We start from the raw sequence: 15,363 nt of genomic DNA, 5'->3' as shown, positions 1-15,363 counted from the left end.
ATTTAATACTATGCCAAATCGAATTTTAACGCATAATCTATCTTTTTGTAAAAATTTGCCAACTCGTCGACGAAAAAGCAATAATTGTCGGATAGATAATATGATTTCAAATTAATTAAAGTAATTTTGATATTATATTTTGAGGGTATGAAAAAACAACTACTTTATATATTTTTAATTTTTTGTTTTGCCAATGCTAATGCACAAGATGCTTTATGGCAAAAAGTAACTTCTTCATCGCTTTCAAGAAAGGCAGATGGGGCGAGTTCTAATAAATTATATTATAAGCTAAATGCCAATCTTCTTAGTTCTAAGTTAGTTTCGGCATCGAGTAAAACAGCAAAAAATACAACATCAGAAATTACAATTCCAAATACTGATGGAAATCTAGAACGTTTTGCAGTTTGGGAATCATCTAATTTTGATCCAGAATTACAGGCAAAATATCCACAAATTAGATCTTATGAAGGTCGCGGATTAGACGATAAAAGTGCAAAAGTATATTTTAGTGTTGCTCCAATCGGCATACAGACAATGGTTTTTAGAACTGAAAAACCAACTGAATATATGGAACAAAATCCTGATAACAAATCAGAATATGTTTTGTTTAAGTCGGCAGATAATGCAGATTCAAGAGCGCTTTTGAATTGTAAAACAATCCATTCGATTTCTGAAAATAAATCTACGACTACTGCAAAAACAACTTCTAGCGCCAAACAATTTAAAACACTTCGATTGGCATTATCTTGTACAGGTGAGTACGCAGCCTATTTTGGCGGTACAAAGGAGGGAGCTTTAGCAGGAATGAATGCGACTTTAACTCGCGTAAATGGCGTTTTTAATAGAGACCTTGCTGTAGAACTAATTTTAATTGCCAATAATGATGCTGTTGTTTATACAGATGCTGCTGCAGATCCTTATTCTATTCCGAGAATAGGTGCTGATCTCAATAATCCTACTTGGCCGAAAGAAGTTCAGACCACATTGACTAACGTTATTGGTGAGGCTAATTACGATATTGGTCATTTGTTTGGAGGTTCTGGAGGCGGCGGACTTGCCAGTTGTATTGGCTGTGTATGCGATAGTCCAACTCCTAGCAATTCTGTTGGAAAGGGTAGTGCTTATACCTCTCCAGCAGATGGAAAACCAGAAGGAGATAATTTTGATATTGATTTTGTTGCTCACGAAATGGGGCACCAACTTGGGGCAACGCATACTTTTTCATATGCAAATGAAGGACTGGGGGCATGCTACGAACCGGGAAGTGGCTCTACGATTATGGGATACGCTGGTGTAACAGATGGCTATAATGTTCAGGATCATTCTGACTCTTATTTTTCTTATGCAAGCATCAATCAGATACAGAATAATTTGGCTGGAAAAACGTGTCCAGTTTCAACACCTATAGTCGATAATAATCCGCCTGTTATAAATGCAGGTTCAGATTATACCATTCCAATTAGTACGCCATTTATTTTAACCGGAACGGGTTCTGATCCTGAAGGTAATACGATAACCTATACTTGGGAACAATATGATAGTGCAACAACGGCTTTTGGAAATAATAGTTTTCCTTCTCCAACAAAACGAGATGGGCCAATGTTTAGATCTTTTACGCCCACAACATCACCAGTCCGTTATATGCCTGCTCTTAATTCAGTACTCAATAATCAGCTGACTACAACTTGGGAATCTGTTTCTTCTATTGGAAAAACCATGAATTTTACCCTTACGGGAAGAGACAATGCGGTACAAGGAAAAGGACAAACCTATACAGATGCGATGGTTGTAACGGTAACTGCTGCAGCTGGGCCATTTGCCGTAACTTCACAAAAAGAAGGCGATATCGCATGGGCAAAAGAATCTGCACAAACCATAACTTGGAACGTAAACAACACAAATACACTTCCAGGATCGTCAAACGTGAATATAAAATTATCTCTAGATGGCGGATCAACATTCCCAATTGTTTTAGCAGGCAATACACCAAATGATGGAACAGAAACTATCTTAGTTCCGTCAGAAATTGAGGCTTCTACAACTTGCCGACTTTTAATAGAGCCAGTTGGTAATATTTATTATGCCGTCAACAGTACTCCTTTTGCTGTAGGATACACAGTTTCTACATCTTGCGCATCTTATAATTTTGGAGGCGGATATTCGACAGGAGATAATGTTTATGTGAATAGAACGGTTTCTGTGCCCGCTTCTTCTGGATCTATTTCAGATGTCAACGTTTCGGTAAATGTAACACATGATAGATTTTCAGATTTGACTATGGAAATCGTAAGCCCAAAAGGAACAGTTGTAACTTTATTCAATAAAAATTGCGCTAATACAAAATCAACTTTTGCTTTACAATTTGATGATAGCGGATCTGCATTAAACTGCGGTACAACGACAAGTCAAATCGTGATTCCATCAAGTTTATTAAGTGCTTTTAACGGAGAAAATTCGCAAGGTACATGGACTTTTAGAGTTATTGACGATAAGGTGGGAATGACAGGAACGATTAATTCTGCTTCGGTAAATATTTGTAATAGAACCTATACTTTAGGAAACGATGATTTTGAAAATGTTGACTTTGTTGCCTATCCAAACCCAAATAAAGGAAGTTTCACAGTACAATTTAGTAGAGATTCAGTAAGTGAGATTAAAGTCTATGTTAATGATATTGTAGGGAAATATGTTTACGAAAGAACTTTTCAAGGTTCAGGATATTTCATCCAAGACATTCAATTGCCAAATGTGCCTTCAGGACTTTATTTCTTGACGGTTACAGATGGGGAGAGAAAAGTAGTGAAGAAGATATTAGTAAACTAAATTTTTGGAAATGGCTTAATGGGCCATCGCCATACAAATCATACTGATTTTTACGCCAGGAATTTTTGATAAAGCTAGCGAGCAAGCTTCAATTGTTGCTCCAGTTGTGAGTACATCATCAACAATTAAGAAATGTTTGTTGTAATCGGCTTCAGTAAATTCAACATCAAAAATGTTTTCGATATTTTCCGATCTTCCCAAAAGATTCTTTTTGGATTGTGTTTTAGAATATATCTTTCGAATTAAAATATTTTCCTCAAACGGAATTCCAAAACCAGATGCTATTGCTTTTCCAAAAGTAGTAACTTGATTGTAGCCGCGTTCCTTAAATTTTCTTTTATGAAGTGGAACCGGAATTACAGCATCAAAAGGATTTTCAAATTGAAGTTCTTTTAAATCTTCAACATACCAGCTTCCCAATACAGTGCCAATTTCTTGATGGCCTTTGTATTTTAAATTATGAATTAATTCTTGAACCATCCCCTTTTTATTGAAATACAAAAAGGTAGAGGCAAATTGAATATCGATCTTGCCATAAAACTTTTTCATGGCCTCATTTTTTGGATTTAAATGATATTGAGTGAGAGGCATTTCATGTCGGCAAATTGTACAGAAAACCGTTTCGTTTTGAAGTAAAAGAGCGCGGCATCCGCTACAGACTTTAGGGAAAAAAAGGTTAATAAGATAATGAAACACAGTTGGATGGTTTAGTTTTAAAAGAGAAATAATTTTTAGTGTAGTGAGGGTTTTGTTAAAGCGATAAAATACTACCGACTTTTGAATAAATATAATTGAAATAATAATTTTAATCAAAATATTTTTACAATAAAAAGTTTTTTTAGTTTTTAAAAACTTAAGTAATTTAATTTTAAAGACACTGAATCAATACTTTATATGAAAAATAGCTGCCAAACTTGCTGTGTGATTTTAACTATAATCATTTTTTTAGTTTTTGAAACTCACACCATTGCTCAAAAAAAAGGAACCGTAAACAAAACTTATTTTAAAAATGGACTAGTTGCGAGAGAGTTTTATTTGGGAGCAGATCAAATGCTAGATAGTATTAAAACCTATCATATTGTTGGAGGAATGGATGAAAGATTTTATTTTGATGAAAACAGTCAGATGAATGGTCTTTGTCAAAAGTTTTCAAGCGATGGAAAGTTAAAAACTACATGGCTTTTTAAAAAAGGAATTTTGATTAAAAGAACTGATTTCTTTAAAGAGGATAATCTCAAAAATAAAGTAAAAGTCGAAGAAAACTATGCGATTATTGTCAAAAATAATGAGTTATTAAAATCAGATCCTAATAATTACGGACTACTTTATGGCAGAGCAGCAAGCCGTACTTATCTTGAGGACAATGTATTGGCAGAGTTTGATTTTTTAGGATTTAAAGCGCATCTAGAAAATCTTAAAGCAAGTCCAAATGCTGCACAATTTCCCAGATTAAATCAGGATTTGGCTGAAATTTACAGTAGGCTTTCTACCATTTATTCCAGATTTGAAAACGATAATCTTAGTGTTGATTACAGGCTAAAGGCAATTCAGATTGATCCGGAAGAAACAAGACATTATTTTAATCTAGGAGCTTATCTAGCAACAGAAGTTCATGATTATCGATTGGCAATTTATTATTTGGACGAAGTGGAGCGCAGATTTCCAAATCATAATTTTGCGCACTGGGTTTTAGGCTATACATATTTGGAATTGGAGCAGTATGATAAAGCAGTAGAAAATATAAATATTGCTTTTAAAAATGAAACGAATCTATATGAAAATGGATACGGAACAGAAGAGAGTGATTTAAGAACAATAAGAGGGCTGGCCTATCATAAATTAGGAAAGACCGATTTGGGAATTGCAGATTTGAATGAAGCTTTACGAATTAATGAAAAAAACTCTGTAGCAAATAAATATCTTGGAATAGTGTATGATGATCTAGGGAAGTCGCAAAAAGCTTGCGATTATTTTCAGAAAGCACGTGATTTGGGCTATGAAAAAAAATACTTTAACAAAGAACTAGAAAGCCTTATTAAGAAAGCATGCAACGAGGATCAAAATAGAATTACCACTATTGCACCAAAAGACTTGCCCTACATAGCACCTAATCCTGCAGAAAGTAAGATTGAGGTATTTAATTATTCCTATCCTAATTTTACTTATGAAATATATAATGTACAATCTCAAAAATTACGCCAGGGAATTTCAAACAATAGAACCATAGAAGTTTCAGGATTATCAGCGGGTTTGTATATTCTTACTATTAGCAACCAAGATAAATCAGAAACTTTTAAACTGATTAAAAAATAGGGTTTTAGAAAGAAAAGTGAAGTAATTATCGTTCTAGTCTATAGAATAAAACATGATTTTCTATTTTCAGATAGAAAATCGGGCAATCTTCGGCTATTTTTCTTTTTTTTAAATTCACTTTTCATATTTTTGCATCACTATGGCAAAACAAGAAGATATATTTAAGAATGTGGTTTCGCACGCAAAAGAGTACGGATTTATTTTTCCGTCAAGCGAAGTTTACGATGGTTTAAGTGCTGTATATGATTACGCACAAAACGGTGTCGAATTGAAAAAGAATATCCGTGAATATTGGTGGAAATCAATGGTTCAGATGAATGAAAATATTGTCGGCCTTGATGCTGCAATATTGATGCATCCAACAACTTGGAAAGCTTCTGGCCACGTTGATGCATTCAATGATCCGTTAATTGATAATAAAGATTCTAAAAAGAGATATAGAGCTGACGTTTTGGTTGAAGACCATGCTGAAAAAATTCACCAAAAAGCGCAAAAAGAAATTGACAAAGCAAAAGCTCGTTTTGGCGATGCATTCAACGAACAAGAGTTTGTAACTACAAACGCTCGTGTAATTGAATATTTGGCTAAAGAAAAAGAAATTAGAGAGCGTTTAGGTCGTTCTTTAGGAAACGGAGATTTGGCTGATGTTAAAGCTTTGATCGAAGAACTAGAAATTGCTGATCCTGAAACGGGTTCTAAAAACTGGACAGAGGTAAAACAATTTAACTTAATGTTTGGAACAAAATTGGGTGCATCTGCAGAAAATGCAATGGACTTGTATTTGCGTCCGGAAACGGCTCAAGGTATTTTTGTGAACTTCTTAAATGTTCAGAAATCGGGTCGTATGAAAGTTCCTTTTGGAATTGCTCAAACGGGTAAAGCGTTTAGAAATGAAATTGTAGCAAGACAATTTATTTTTCGTATGCGTGAGTTCGAACAAATGGAAATGCAATTTTTTGTACGTCCGGGAGAAGAAATGAAATCATACGAGTACTGGAAAGAAACGCGTTTGAAGTGGCATTTATCTTTAGGATTAGGAAAAGAAAATTACCGTTTTCACGATCACGAGAAATTAGCGCACTATGCAAATGCGGCTGCCGATATCGAATTTAATTTCCCATTTGGATTTAAAGAATTGGAAGGAATTCACTCTCGTACCGATTTCGACTTAAAAGCGCACGAAGAATATTCTGGAAGAAAATTACAATATTTCGATCCTGAATTAAACGAAAACTATGTTCCTTACGTAGTAGAAACTTCTGTTGGTTTAGATCGTATGTTCTTGGCTGTTTTTGCAACTTCATTAAAAGAAGAAACATTAGAAGACGGTTCTACAAGAACAGTTTTAAAATTGCCAGCAGTTTTAGCGCCAACTAAAGCAGCGGTATTGCCATTGGTTAAAAAAGATGGCTTACCAGAAATTTCAAGAAAGATCATCGAAGATTTGAAATGGGATTTCAATGTGGCTTATGATGAAAAAGATGCTGTAGGACGTCGTTATAGAAGACAAGATGCTTTAGGAACGCCTTTCTGTATTACAGTAGATCACCAAACACTTGAAGACGAAACAGTAACAATTCGTCATAGAGATACAATGAAACAAGATCGTGTAAAAATTACTGAATTAAGAGGTATTATCGAAAACGAAGTTTCGATGAAAAACTGGTTAATGAAAATGTAATCTTTACAGTTTAGTATAGAAATCCCAAATTCCGTAAAGGAGTTTGGGATTTTTGATTTTAGAAAGAAGGTATTTTATCGGCTTTTTTTGCATTTCATCTTTATGTATTAACATTTGAGTTTAATGTGTTAACAATGAGGTTTTTAAAATGTTTAAATCCGTAATTTTAAATTTGTAATACCGTCAAGAGCAATTTTTTTCTTCATTACATCAAATAAAAGCTATTTTTTGATTATGATTGCGTAGTGAGAAAACCAACAAAACCCGAAATTGAAAAAGTATTCGTATATTATAATTGATGATGACGCTGAGAGTATTTTGAAAACTCAAACAACCGCTTCAGGTTTTTCAGAATTATCTTTTATGGCATCGGCATCAACTTTTCAGGACGGTTTAAATTTGGTTTTAGAGCACCAACCGGCTTTGATTTTTCTCGAAATCGAACCCCAAAATGCTGCGAGTCTTTTGTCTTTGACTTTTATTAGCGAGCTTCATCGGTTTTTTCAGCAGATTCCCAAAATTATTGTCACCACAAAGCAAAAAGACAAAGCTTTTGATGCTATTCAATATGGCGTTTTTGATTATCTCTTAAAACCAATTCTATCAAACGATCTTTTAAAAACAATTTTAAAACTCAATAAAGCCAATTTAGAGACGCAAATTGCTCCGTTTAGGGAAGAGCCTTCTTCTGTTGTTATAGATCAAATAACGATTCCGCAAAACATTCAAAAACCCTTAACGATTTGTATAAAATCATATGGCGATTATCGATATTTAAATGCAGAAGATATTTGTTATTTCCAAGCCGATAATAACTCGACAGATATTTATTTAAATACTGGCGAAATGATTACGGCGTTTAAAACTTTAAAGCATTTTGAAAGTGTTTTGACATACCCTTTTATTCGTATTCATAACAGTTATGTAATTAATCGAAATTACATTTCAAGGATTCATAGCGGAAACTCAATCTGTTACATAAAAAACTCCACTAAAAAGATTCCTTTTTCTAAAACCTATCGAGGAAATGTAGAGCAGATTATTGCCGATTTTGCAGCAGGAAATTATCTAGAAGTCTAAAAATTAGGCGATTACATTAATTTGCTATCCATTGACTATCAATTGGGTACGATCTACCACAAACTCATTTTTTCGTATAAACTTTTTTCGACCTCAGTATTAGTTTTACACTCTGATTCGCAACAAACAACGAATCATCTCCAAAAAAAATAATACAAAACATTAAACCTCAGGTCATGAAAAAAACAGCTTTAACATTCGGATTATTCTCATTAGTAATAGTTGCAACTTCTTTTGCAAACCCAACAACTTCTGCTCGTCCAAGTGAAACATTAAGTATTATTACTCCAATTGATGGAGGACAAAAAACGGTTCCAGACAGAAAACGTGATAGCTTTCTACCTATAGATGGAGGACAAAAAACAGTTCCAGATAGAAAATCAGATTTTGCAAATATTGGTGGAGTTAATTCTGACTCTCAATTATCTACTTTAAATAGAAAACTTGACTAAAAGTTAAAAAATAAAAATATAAGAAAAGGCTATCAACAATTGATAGCCTTTTTTTGTATCTATACTTTTGTTATTTTTGATGAAAATCAAAATCTTTTGAAAAAATATAGCCAAATAGTATTGCTTCTATTCTTAATTTTATTTGGTTGTACCAAGAAAGATAACCTTTATAAAAATTTAAATCCTTCTAAAGATAGCCTATCTATTTATCTCTCATTGGCAAACGATATTGATTTATCTCGTAAGCTTAAAGAGGATTATAATGAAAAAGCATTGGCAATTATCTTAAGTGAAAAAGATGATTCTTTAAATAAAGTAAATTTATTTAAAGTGGCCAATAGATACTATAATATGAACGATTTACAGTCGTATGGTCGTATTTCTAAATTAATTGTAACAAGATCCCTAAACAGTCGCGATTCGATAAATTTAGCAAAAGCATATACTTATCTTGGAGATTATTATAGTCGAAAGTCAGTTTCAGATAGCGCTTTTTTAGTTTACTTCAAGGCAGAAAAAATATACAAGCAAATTGATGATAAAATTAATTTAGCTAAAACCTATTTTAGTAAAGCCGATCTTCAGTTTAAAGGAAGTGATTTGTTTGAAAGTGAAATTACCATTTTTAAAGCGCTGAAAATACTTAAGGACCAGAAAAATGTAAGCGATCTGCTCTATCAATGTTATAATCTGTTAGGAATATTGTATAATGAGCGTGAAGAATATAATAAAGCTTTAGAGTTTCATAATAAAGCATTGGCGATTTTAAAAGATCCCTCGATTCCGTCAGATTTTCAGCTTAAGGCAACTTCACTTAATAATATTGGTTTTGTGTATTTAAGTATGAAAAATTATAAAAATGCAAAACAAAATTTTTCTGAAGGTCTCAAACAAAAGAATTTATTTCAAGAAAGTACATCGTTGTATGCCATGCTGTTAGATAATCTAGCATACTCAAAAATTAAAATGAATGAATTTGAAGATATTCCAAAACAATTTTATGTATCGCTGAAAATTAGAGACAGTTTAAATTTGACATCGGGAATAATTTTAAACAAAATACATCTGTCTGAATTTTATGCCATTAAAAAAGATACTTTTCAGGCAATTAAACTCTCTCAGGAAGCTTTAAGCCTCTCTAAAAAATCCAATAAACTAAGAAACACACTTGAAGCCTTAAAACAGTTAGCTGTCGTTGATCCTAAAAATGCATCGGAATATTCGAAAGAATATATTCAGTTAAATGACAAATTGTTAAAAGCAGAACGAAGAATGGGAGAGAAGTTCTCTCGCATTGAATACGAAACCAACGAAATTAAAGACCAAAATTCCAATCTTCAGGAAAAAAATAAAACTTTGGTTTATGTATTTAGTATTTGTACATTGCTCGGACTGTTTTTTTATGTTTACAAAACACAGCAAGCCCGAAATCGAGAATTGCTTTTTAAACAGCAGCAACAGATTGCAAATGAAGATATTTACAATTTGATGATTTCGCAGCAAAATGAAATTGAGCTTACAAGAATAAAAGAAAAGAAAAGAGTTGCACAAGAGCTGCACGATGGCGTTTTAGGACGAATGTTTGGTATTCGAATAAGTTTGGATAGTTTGGATAAACTAGACGAAGAAGAAGCTGTTTTTAAAAGAAAAAAGTATCTTACAGAACTAAAAAATGTAGAGCAGGATATTAGAGAAATTTCGCATGACTTAAATAGAGAAAAGTCAGAATTAATTAATAATTTTGTCTCTATTTTAGGAAAACTGTTTGAAGATCAAAGAAATACGTATAGTTCGAAGCTGATTACTACTTTTGATCCTGATATTAAATGGGATTCGATAAGTAATATTGAAAAAATCAATTTGTATCGAATTGTTCAGGAAGGACTCCAAAATTGTAATAAATATGCCAATGCTGATATTATAAAAGTGGAGTTTAAAAACGAAAACAATAATTTGGTTTTAACCATTGAAGATGACGGAATTGGATTTAATACCAATAAGACCAAAAACGGAATTGGTCTGCATAATATAGAATATCGAGCGAAAGAGTGTAAGGGTACAGTTACGATAAAGTCTGCCAAAGGAGAAGGAACAATTCTCACTATAAAAGTCCCAATAGAGCCAAATAATAACCTGCATAATGACATTTGATTTAACAGCCTCAGTTCCACAATTAGTTAGAAAGAATATTTTAATAGTAGATGACCATCCATTTATTATTGAAGGCTATAAAAATGCTATAACTCGTTATAATCCAAAACAATATGAGTTCTTAATTTCACAGGCGCATGACTGCAAATCTGGTTATGATATAATTGAAAGCAATAGCACGCCTGAGTTTGATATCGCTTTTTTGGATATCAGTATGCCTCCTTACGAAGAAAAAGAGATATTTTCGGGTGAAGATCTGGCAAAATTACTTTTGAAAAAAATGCCTTCGTGCAAGATTATTCTTTTGACGATGTATACCGAATTGCTGAAAATTAAAACCATTATCAGAACAATTCAGCCAAACGGATTGATCATTAAAAATGACCTTACTTTTGACGAATTACTTCTGGCTTTTGATAAAGTAATGAAAAATGAAAAATATTATAGCCAGTCGGTGGTAAAAATGCTGAATCAATCTACGCATAATGCAATAGAGATTGATCAATACGATAAACAGATCTTAATTCATTTAGAAAAAGGAACTTCAATTCAAGCAATGCTTCAAGTTATTCCGATTTCATTAAATGCGGTAGAAAAAAGAAAAAAGCATTTAATGGATTTGCTAAAAATAAAAAGTGGTTCTGATCAAGATTTGGTTAAAGAGGCAAAAAGCAAAGGACTTTTTTAAAAGCCAAATTCAAATAATGAAATTCCAAATTCCAAAAAAAGCGAAATAGAAAATCCAAATTCCAATGTTCAAGTCATTATTGGAATTTGGATTTTTAATATTGGAATTTTCTAAAAATTATTCACTCAAAGCATCCCATCCGCGTGCTTTTAAAGCGATTTTTGTGTTGGCGCGGGTTACAAGGTGAATTCCTTCATTTTCTTCCGTCATATGTCCGATAACAGAGAAGTTCGGATTTCCTTTTATTTTGTCAAAATCATTAATGTCAATAGTAAATAAAAGTTCGTAATCTTCACCGCCATTTATAGCAACTGTGGTACTGTCGATATTAAATTCTTCGCAAGTAGAAATAAACTGCGGATCTAACGGAAGTTTATCTTCATATAAATTACAACCGACTTTAGATTGTTTGCAGATATGAATAATTTCAGAAGATAATCCGTCTGAAATATCAATCATTGCCGTTGGTTTTATGTCTAAAGCATGAAGTAGGGTGCGAACATCTTTTCGTGCTTCAGGTTTCAATTGGCGTTCTACCAAATAAGTATATGGATCTAAATCGGGCTGATTGTTTGGATTAACCTGAAAAACTTGTTTTTCGCGTTCCAAAACCTGCAATCCCATGTAAGCCGCACCAATATCTCCCGTTACAACCAATAAATCTGTTTTTTGGGCTCCGTTTCTGTAAACCAGTTCGTTTTCGTCAGCTTCACCAATTGCAGTGATGCTGATAATTAATCCTTTTTGAGATGAGGTTGTATCTCCGCCAATAACATCAATTTTATATTCTTTAGCGGCATGTGTAATTCCTGCAAATAATTCTTCTAAAGCTTCAAGCGGAAAACGATTAGAAACCGCAACCGAAACTGTAATTTGAGTCGGTTTTGCATTCATGGCACAAATGTCTGATACATTTACGACAACTGCTTTGTATCCTAAATGTTTCAAAGGCATATAAGCCAAATCAAAATGAACTCCTTCAATTAATAAATCGGTAGAAACGACTACTTTTTTGTCTTTAAAATCAAGAACAGCAGCATCATCGCCAATACTTTTTAAAGTAGATTCTTGAGTAACGTCAAAGTTTTTGGTTAAATGTTCAATTAAACCGAATTCGCCCAATTGCGCTATACTGGTTCTCTGCTGATTTTTATCTTCTATCATTTCTGTTAAGTTCCAAAGTTATTAAGGTGCAAAGGTACAAAGGATTTTTTTAAAGATGCTAAGATTCTGAGATGCTAAGGTTCTAAGTTTTTTATTCTGTAGAGACGCACCGCAGTGCGTCTTACGTCCTGTATATACTCATTGTTTAACACATAATGTGTGTAGACGCACTGTAGTGCGTCTCTACGTTTGTCAGCAGTAAAAAAAAATTTCATTTATTTTTTGCTGCTGACAAACTGTTGTCACCGGCCCATTTTACTTTTGAAGTATTAAAAATATTTAAACTTTAAAACCATGAAAACATTAGAAGCACAAGTTATTACTTCAGAAGATTTATTAAAACACTGGCAAGGACACAGAGCACTTACACGTCGTTTAATTGAGATTTTTCCGGAGAAAGATTTTTTCGAATTTTCAATTGGCGGAATGCGTCCTTTTGCAAAATTAGTAGATGAACTTTTGGCTATTGCAGTTCCAGGGCTAAAAGGAATTGTGACTAAACAAACGGAAGCATTTTCAGAAGGAAAAGACAATTTGATTTTCAAAGCGCAATATTTGGAAAAATGGGATGAAGCTACAGCAGAAATCAATAAATATTGGGAACAATTATCGGTTGAGGATTTTAGCGAGACCTTTAATCTTTTTGGACAATATGAATTTCCTGTAATTCAGAATATCCTATATTTTATTGATAATGAAGTGCATCATCGCGGACAAGCTTACGTTTATTTAAGAGCTTTAAATATCGAGCCACCGTTTTTCTGGGAGAGATAATTAATGATTTTTTACTAACTTAATATCAGAAATCTAAAACTAAGATTATGAGTTTAAAGAAGATAATGTCAAATTATGCAGATTATAATTTGTGGGTAAATCAACAATTTGTGAATTGGCTTTCGCCGAAATCAGATGAATTGCTTTATGCAGAAGTGTCGTCGAGCTTTTCTACTATTATGAAAACACTTGATCATATCTGGTCTACGGAAGAATATTGGTTTTCTGTTATTTCCGAATCTTCATTGTCAGAAAAGAGAGCAGAAAGTGATTTGTCAAAAGAGGAAATATTTGCTGGATTATTAAATTCGTCTACAAAATTGAAACATCTTATTAACTCATTATCTGAAGAAGATTTAATGAAAGAAGTTAAAATAGTAAATCCGTGGTTTGAGTGCGAATTGCCCATTTCCGAATATTTAATCCAAGTTATCAATCATGGAACGTATCATCGCGGTCAGATTGTAACAATTGGGCGAAATGTCGGAATTACAGATGCTTCAAACACCGATTATAATTTTTATAATGTAATTAAGACTATGCAATAATTAAAAAAACTCCCAAAGATAGAATCTGAAATTCTCTTTGGGAGTTTTTTATAAAAGTCTTTTTTTATTGATTTCTAATAATTCTAAAACTCTAGTTTTTAAAGATTCTGGTTCTAGGATTTTGGCATAATCTCCAAACATTAAAAACCATCTCGGAAAACCATCTTGCAAACTATGAGACATAAATGTCATTTCGATTTCGTCACCTACTTCTTTTTGAGAAATAAAACCGTGGTACTTCCTCTCTGTGGCTAAGTATCGTGCTATTTTTTTTTGAACCAAAATTCGAACTTTTGTTGTCGGAATCGTTTCGGTTTTGGTCAAATATGTTTCTAGAGAATCATGTTCGATTGTAAAATCAAGCTCTGTTTTTTTTATTTCCTGAATTCTATCGGTTCTAAACTGGCGATAGTCTTTTCTAAGATGGCAATAACCTAGAAAATACCAATTGTTATTATCGTGAAAAACGCCTACAGGTTCTAAATTTCGTTGCGTAGTTTCTTCTTTGTCAAAAGTTTTATAAGTTAAAAGAATTTGTTTTTTCTCTGCAATTCCTTCAAAAAGAACGGCCAAAGTATTGGGCGAATTATCATTAAACATGGGTTCTGCATCCTGCATTACAATTCTAGATTCGATGCTCGAAAGATAATCTTTGTCGTTACTTCTTAAAACCGATTTCAGTTTGTACATCGCCGATGCGTAGTGTGTTCCCAAAGAAGGATCGGTAAACTTTTGCATTAATTTTTCGGCAGCAATAAAACTGCTCACTTCTTCGCGCGTGAACATCACAGGCGGAAGTCGATAACCATCCATCAATGCGTAACCAACTCCAGCTTCGCTATAAATAGGAACTCCAGATGCTTCCAAAGTTCTAATGTCTCTATAAATGGTTCTTAAACTGCACTCAAAACGATCGGCTAATTCTTGTGCTTTTACAATCTTTTTAGATTGCAATTGAATAAGAATAGCTACAATTCGGTCAAATCGTTTTGGAGTTTCGTCAAGCATTTTTTTTAAGATTCTAAGGTTCTGAGTTGCTGAGATTCTAATTTTTTTGTAGAGATTCAAAGATACAGTTTTTGGTATTTTTTAAATATTTTTTAATTATTAAAATATGAAAAGGTACTTTTGAAAGGTAATATAGAAACATTATTAAGTTATAAAAGACCTTATATGATTGATAACTACATTTTCAATGAATATGAAAAAAGATTTGAACCTAAAGAAACTACATGTGCATATTGCGAAGAATCGCAAATACAAAACATGAAAGACACTCACTTTGTAGCACTTTATGTTACTGACGACCGTACTAATCTTATTGTGTATAGATCCGTAAAATATTCAAAATTATTAATTGGTATTCCAAGATGTGCATCATGCAAAGAAATTCATGATAAATCTGTGAGTAAATCCAGATTAATAACATGCATGATAGTTCCACTTTTATTGGGACTTTTGTTTTATTATATTTCGACTTTAGGCGTGTTTCTTTTCATAGCAGGTTTTTTTTCCATTCTTTTTGGGGGATTTTATGGATTGCATAAACTCACTCATTTTTTTGTGGCAAAAGAGAATGTTTATAATTTACATGATGGTACTGATAATGATAGATTTATTCAAAATCTAATTTTGGATGGGTGGTCTCTAAATCAGCCATCAGCGTAATAAAAGCAAAATTTATAGAAA

At 32.9% G+C, this 15,363-nt stretch carries 13 protein-coding genes; 10 read left to right on the top strand and 3 right to left on the bottom strand.

Going from position 1 to position 15,363, the window contains the following annotated elements; all coding sequences use genetic code 11:
• Positions 1-147: 147 nt before the first annotated feature.
• Positions 148-2,823, top strand: coding sequence for a reprolysin-like metallopeptidase (locus tag ACPWTF_RS11590; protein WP_427875536.1), 2,676 nt, complete (start codon positions 148-150; stop codon positions 2,821-2,823).
• Between the two features lie 15 nt (positions 2,824-2,838).
• On the opposite strand, the gene ACPWTF_RS11585 is transcribed toward ACPWTF_RS11590, so the two are convergent.
• Positions 2,839-3,372 carry a ComF family protein gene (locus ACPWTF_RS11585; RefSeq protein WP_427875535.1) on the bottom strand — a complete coding sequence of 178 codons (534 nt, stop codon included), beginning with the start codon at positions 3,370-3,372 and terminating at the stop codon, positions 2,839-2,841.
• A 345-nt stretch (positions 3,373-3,717) separates the two neighbouring features.
• On the opposite strand from ACPWTF_RS11585, the gene ACPWTF_RS11580 reads away from it, so the two are divergent.
• From ACPWTF_RS11580 to ACPWTF_RS11555, 6 genes are all read left to right on the top strand, one after another.
• Positions 3,718-5,136 (top strand): T9SS type A sorting domain-containing protein, encoded by a 1,419-nt coding sequence (locus ACPWTF_RS11580; RefSeq protein ID WP_427875534.1) that lies wholly within the window; start codon positions 3,718-3,720, stop codon positions 5,134-5,136.
• 139 nt (positions 5,137-5,275) lie between these two features.
• The gene (locus ACPWTF_RS11575; protein ID WP_095928483.1) at positions 5,276-6,817 is read left to right on the top strand and encodes a glycine--tRNA ligase; all 1,542 of its coding nucleotides are present in this window, start codon (positions 5,276-5,278) and stop codon (positions 6,815-6,817) included.
• Positions 6,818-7,087: 270 nt separating this feature from the next.
• Positions 7,088-7,897, top strand: coding sequence for a LytR/AlgR family response regulator transcription factor (locus tag ACPWTF_RS11570; RefSeq protein ID WP_427875533.1), 810 nt, complete (start codon positions 7,088-7,090; stop codon positions 7,895-7,897).
• A 176-nt stretch (positions 7,898-8,073) separates the two neighbouring features.
• On the top strand, positions 8,074-8,349 hold the full coding sequence (locus tag ACPWTF_RS11565; protein WP_427875532.1) for a hypothetical protein: 276 nt from the start codon (positions 8,074-8,076) through the stop codon (positions 8,347-8,349).
• 96 nt (positions 8,350-8,445) lie between these two features.
• Positions 8,446-10,500 carry a tetratricopeptide repeat-containing sensor histidine kinase gene (locus tag ACPWTF_RS11560; protein WP_427875531.1) on the top strand — a complete coding sequence of 685 codons (2,055 nt, stop codon included), beginning with the start codon at positions 8,446-8,448 and terminating at the stop codon, positions 10,498-10,500.
• A complete protein-coding gene (locus tag ACPWTF_RS11555) occupies positions 10,490-11,188 on the top strand; it encodes a response regulator (protein ID WP_427875530.1) in 699 nt (232 codons plus the stop codon). The genes ACPWTF_RS11560 and ACPWTF_RS11555 overlap by 11 nt, the downstream gene beginning before the upstream one ends.
• A 117-nt stretch (positions 11,189-11,305) precedes the next feature.
• Here the strand turns inward: ACPWTF_RS11555 and thiL are convergent, their stop codons facing one another.
• Positions 11,306-12,352, bottom strand: coding sequence for a thiamine-phosphate kinase (thiL, locus tag ACPWTF_RS11550; RefSeq protein ID WP_427875529.1), 1,047 nt, complete (start codon positions 12,350-12,352; stop codon positions 11,306-11,308).
• Between the two features lie 294 nt (positions 12,353-12,646).
• On the opposite strand from thiL, the gene ACPWTF_RS11545 reads away from it, so the two are divergent.
• Together ACPWTF_RS11545 and ACPWTF_RS11540 are read left to right on the top strand one after the other, a co-directional pair.
• Positions 12,647-13,126 (top strand): DinB family protein, encoded by a 480-nt coding sequence (locus tag ACPWTF_RS11545; RefSeq protein WP_250834837.1) that lies wholly within the window; start codon positions 12,647-12,649, stop codon positions 13,124-13,126.
• A 47-nt stretch (positions 13,127-13,173) separates the two neighbouring features.
• Positions 13,174-13,674: a DinB family protein gene (locus tag ACPWTF_RS11540; RefSeq protein ID WP_427875528.1), complete on the top strand. Its 501-nt coding sequence runs from the start codon at positions 13,174-13,176 to the stop codon at positions 13,672-13,674.
• Between the two features lie 48 nt (positions 13,675-13,722).
• Here the strand turns inward: ACPWTF_RS11540 and ACPWTF_RS11535 are convergent, their stop codons facing one another.
• The gene (locus tag ACPWTF_RS11535; RefSeq protein WP_427875527.1) at positions 13,723-14,682 is read right to left on the bottom strand and encodes a helix-turn-helix transcriptional regulator; all 960 of its coding nucleotides are present in this window, start codon (positions 14,680-14,682) and stop codon (positions 13,723-13,725) included.
• Positions 14,683-14,847: 165 nt separating this feature from the next.
• Between ACPWTF_RS11535 and ACPWTF_RS11530 the strand changes: the two genes are divergently transcribed.
• Positions 14,848-15,342, top strand: coding sequence for a hypothetical protein (locus ACPWTF_RS11530; protein ID WP_427875526.1), 495 nt, complete (start codon positions 14,848-14,850; stop codon positions 15,340-15,342).
• Positions 15,343-15,363: the final 21 nt, after the last annotated feature.

This window comes from Flavobacterium sp. MMS24-S5, assembly GCF_050320125.1.
In the GTDB taxonomy this organism is placed as follows: domain Bacteria; phylum Bacteroidota; class Bacteroidia; order Flavobacteriales; family Flavobacteriaceae; genus Flavobacterium; species Flavobacterium tyrosinilyticum.
The sequence above is the reverse complement of the archived record's forward strand: the minus strand, read 5'-3'. Positions and strand labels throughout refer to the sequence as shown.

What these genes read in the sequence shown, in the direction of transcription:
- ACPWTF_RS11590 (WP_427875536.1), top strand. Translation starts at nt 148, where the DNA reads ATGAAAAAACAACTACTTTATATATTTTTAATTTTTTGTTTTGCCAAT.
- ACPWTF_RS11585 (WP_427875535.1), bottom strand. Translation starts at nt 3,372, where the DNA reads ATGAAAAAGTTTTATGGCAAGATCGATATTCAATTTGCCTCTACCTTT.
- ACPWTF_RS11580 (WP_427875534.1), top strand. Translation starts at nt 3,718, where the DNA reads ATGAAAAATAGCTGCCAAACTTGCTGTGTGATTTTAACTATAATCATT.
- ACPWTF_RS11575 (WP_095928483.1), top strand. Translation starts at nt 5,276, where the DNA reads ATGGCAAAACAAGAAGATATATTTAAGAATGTGGTTTCGCACGCAAAA.
- ACPWTF_RS11565 (WP_427875532.1), top strand. Translation starts at nt 8,074, where the DNA reads ATGAAAAAAACAGCTTTAACATTCGGATTATTCTCATTAGTAATAGTT.
- ACPWTF_RS11555 (WP_427875530.1), top strand. Translation starts at nt 10,490, where the DNA reads ATGACATTTGATTTAACAGCCTCAGTTCCACAATTAGTTAGAAAGAAT.
- thiL (WP_427875529.1), bottom strand. Translation starts at nt 12,352, where the DNA reads ATGATAGAAGATAAAAATCAGCAGAGAACCAGTATAGCGCAATTGGGC.
- ACPWTF_RS11545 (WP_250834837.1), top strand. Translation starts at nt 12,647, where the DNA reads ATGAAAACATTAGAAGCACAAGTTATTACTTCAGAAGATTTATTAAAA.
- ACPWTF_RS11540 (WP_427875528.1), top strand. Translation starts at nt 13,174, where the DNA reads ATGAGTTTAAAGAAGATAATGTCAAATTATGCAGATTATAATTTGTGG.
- ACPWTF_RS11535 (WP_427875527.1), bottom strand. Translation starts at nt 14,682, where the DNA reads ATGCTTGACGAAACTCCAAAACGATTTGACCGAATTGTAGCTATTCTT.
- ACPWTF_RS11530 (WP_427875526.1), top strand. Translation starts at nt 14,848, where the DNA reads ATGATTGATAACTACATTTTCAATGAATATGAAAAAAGATTTGAACCT.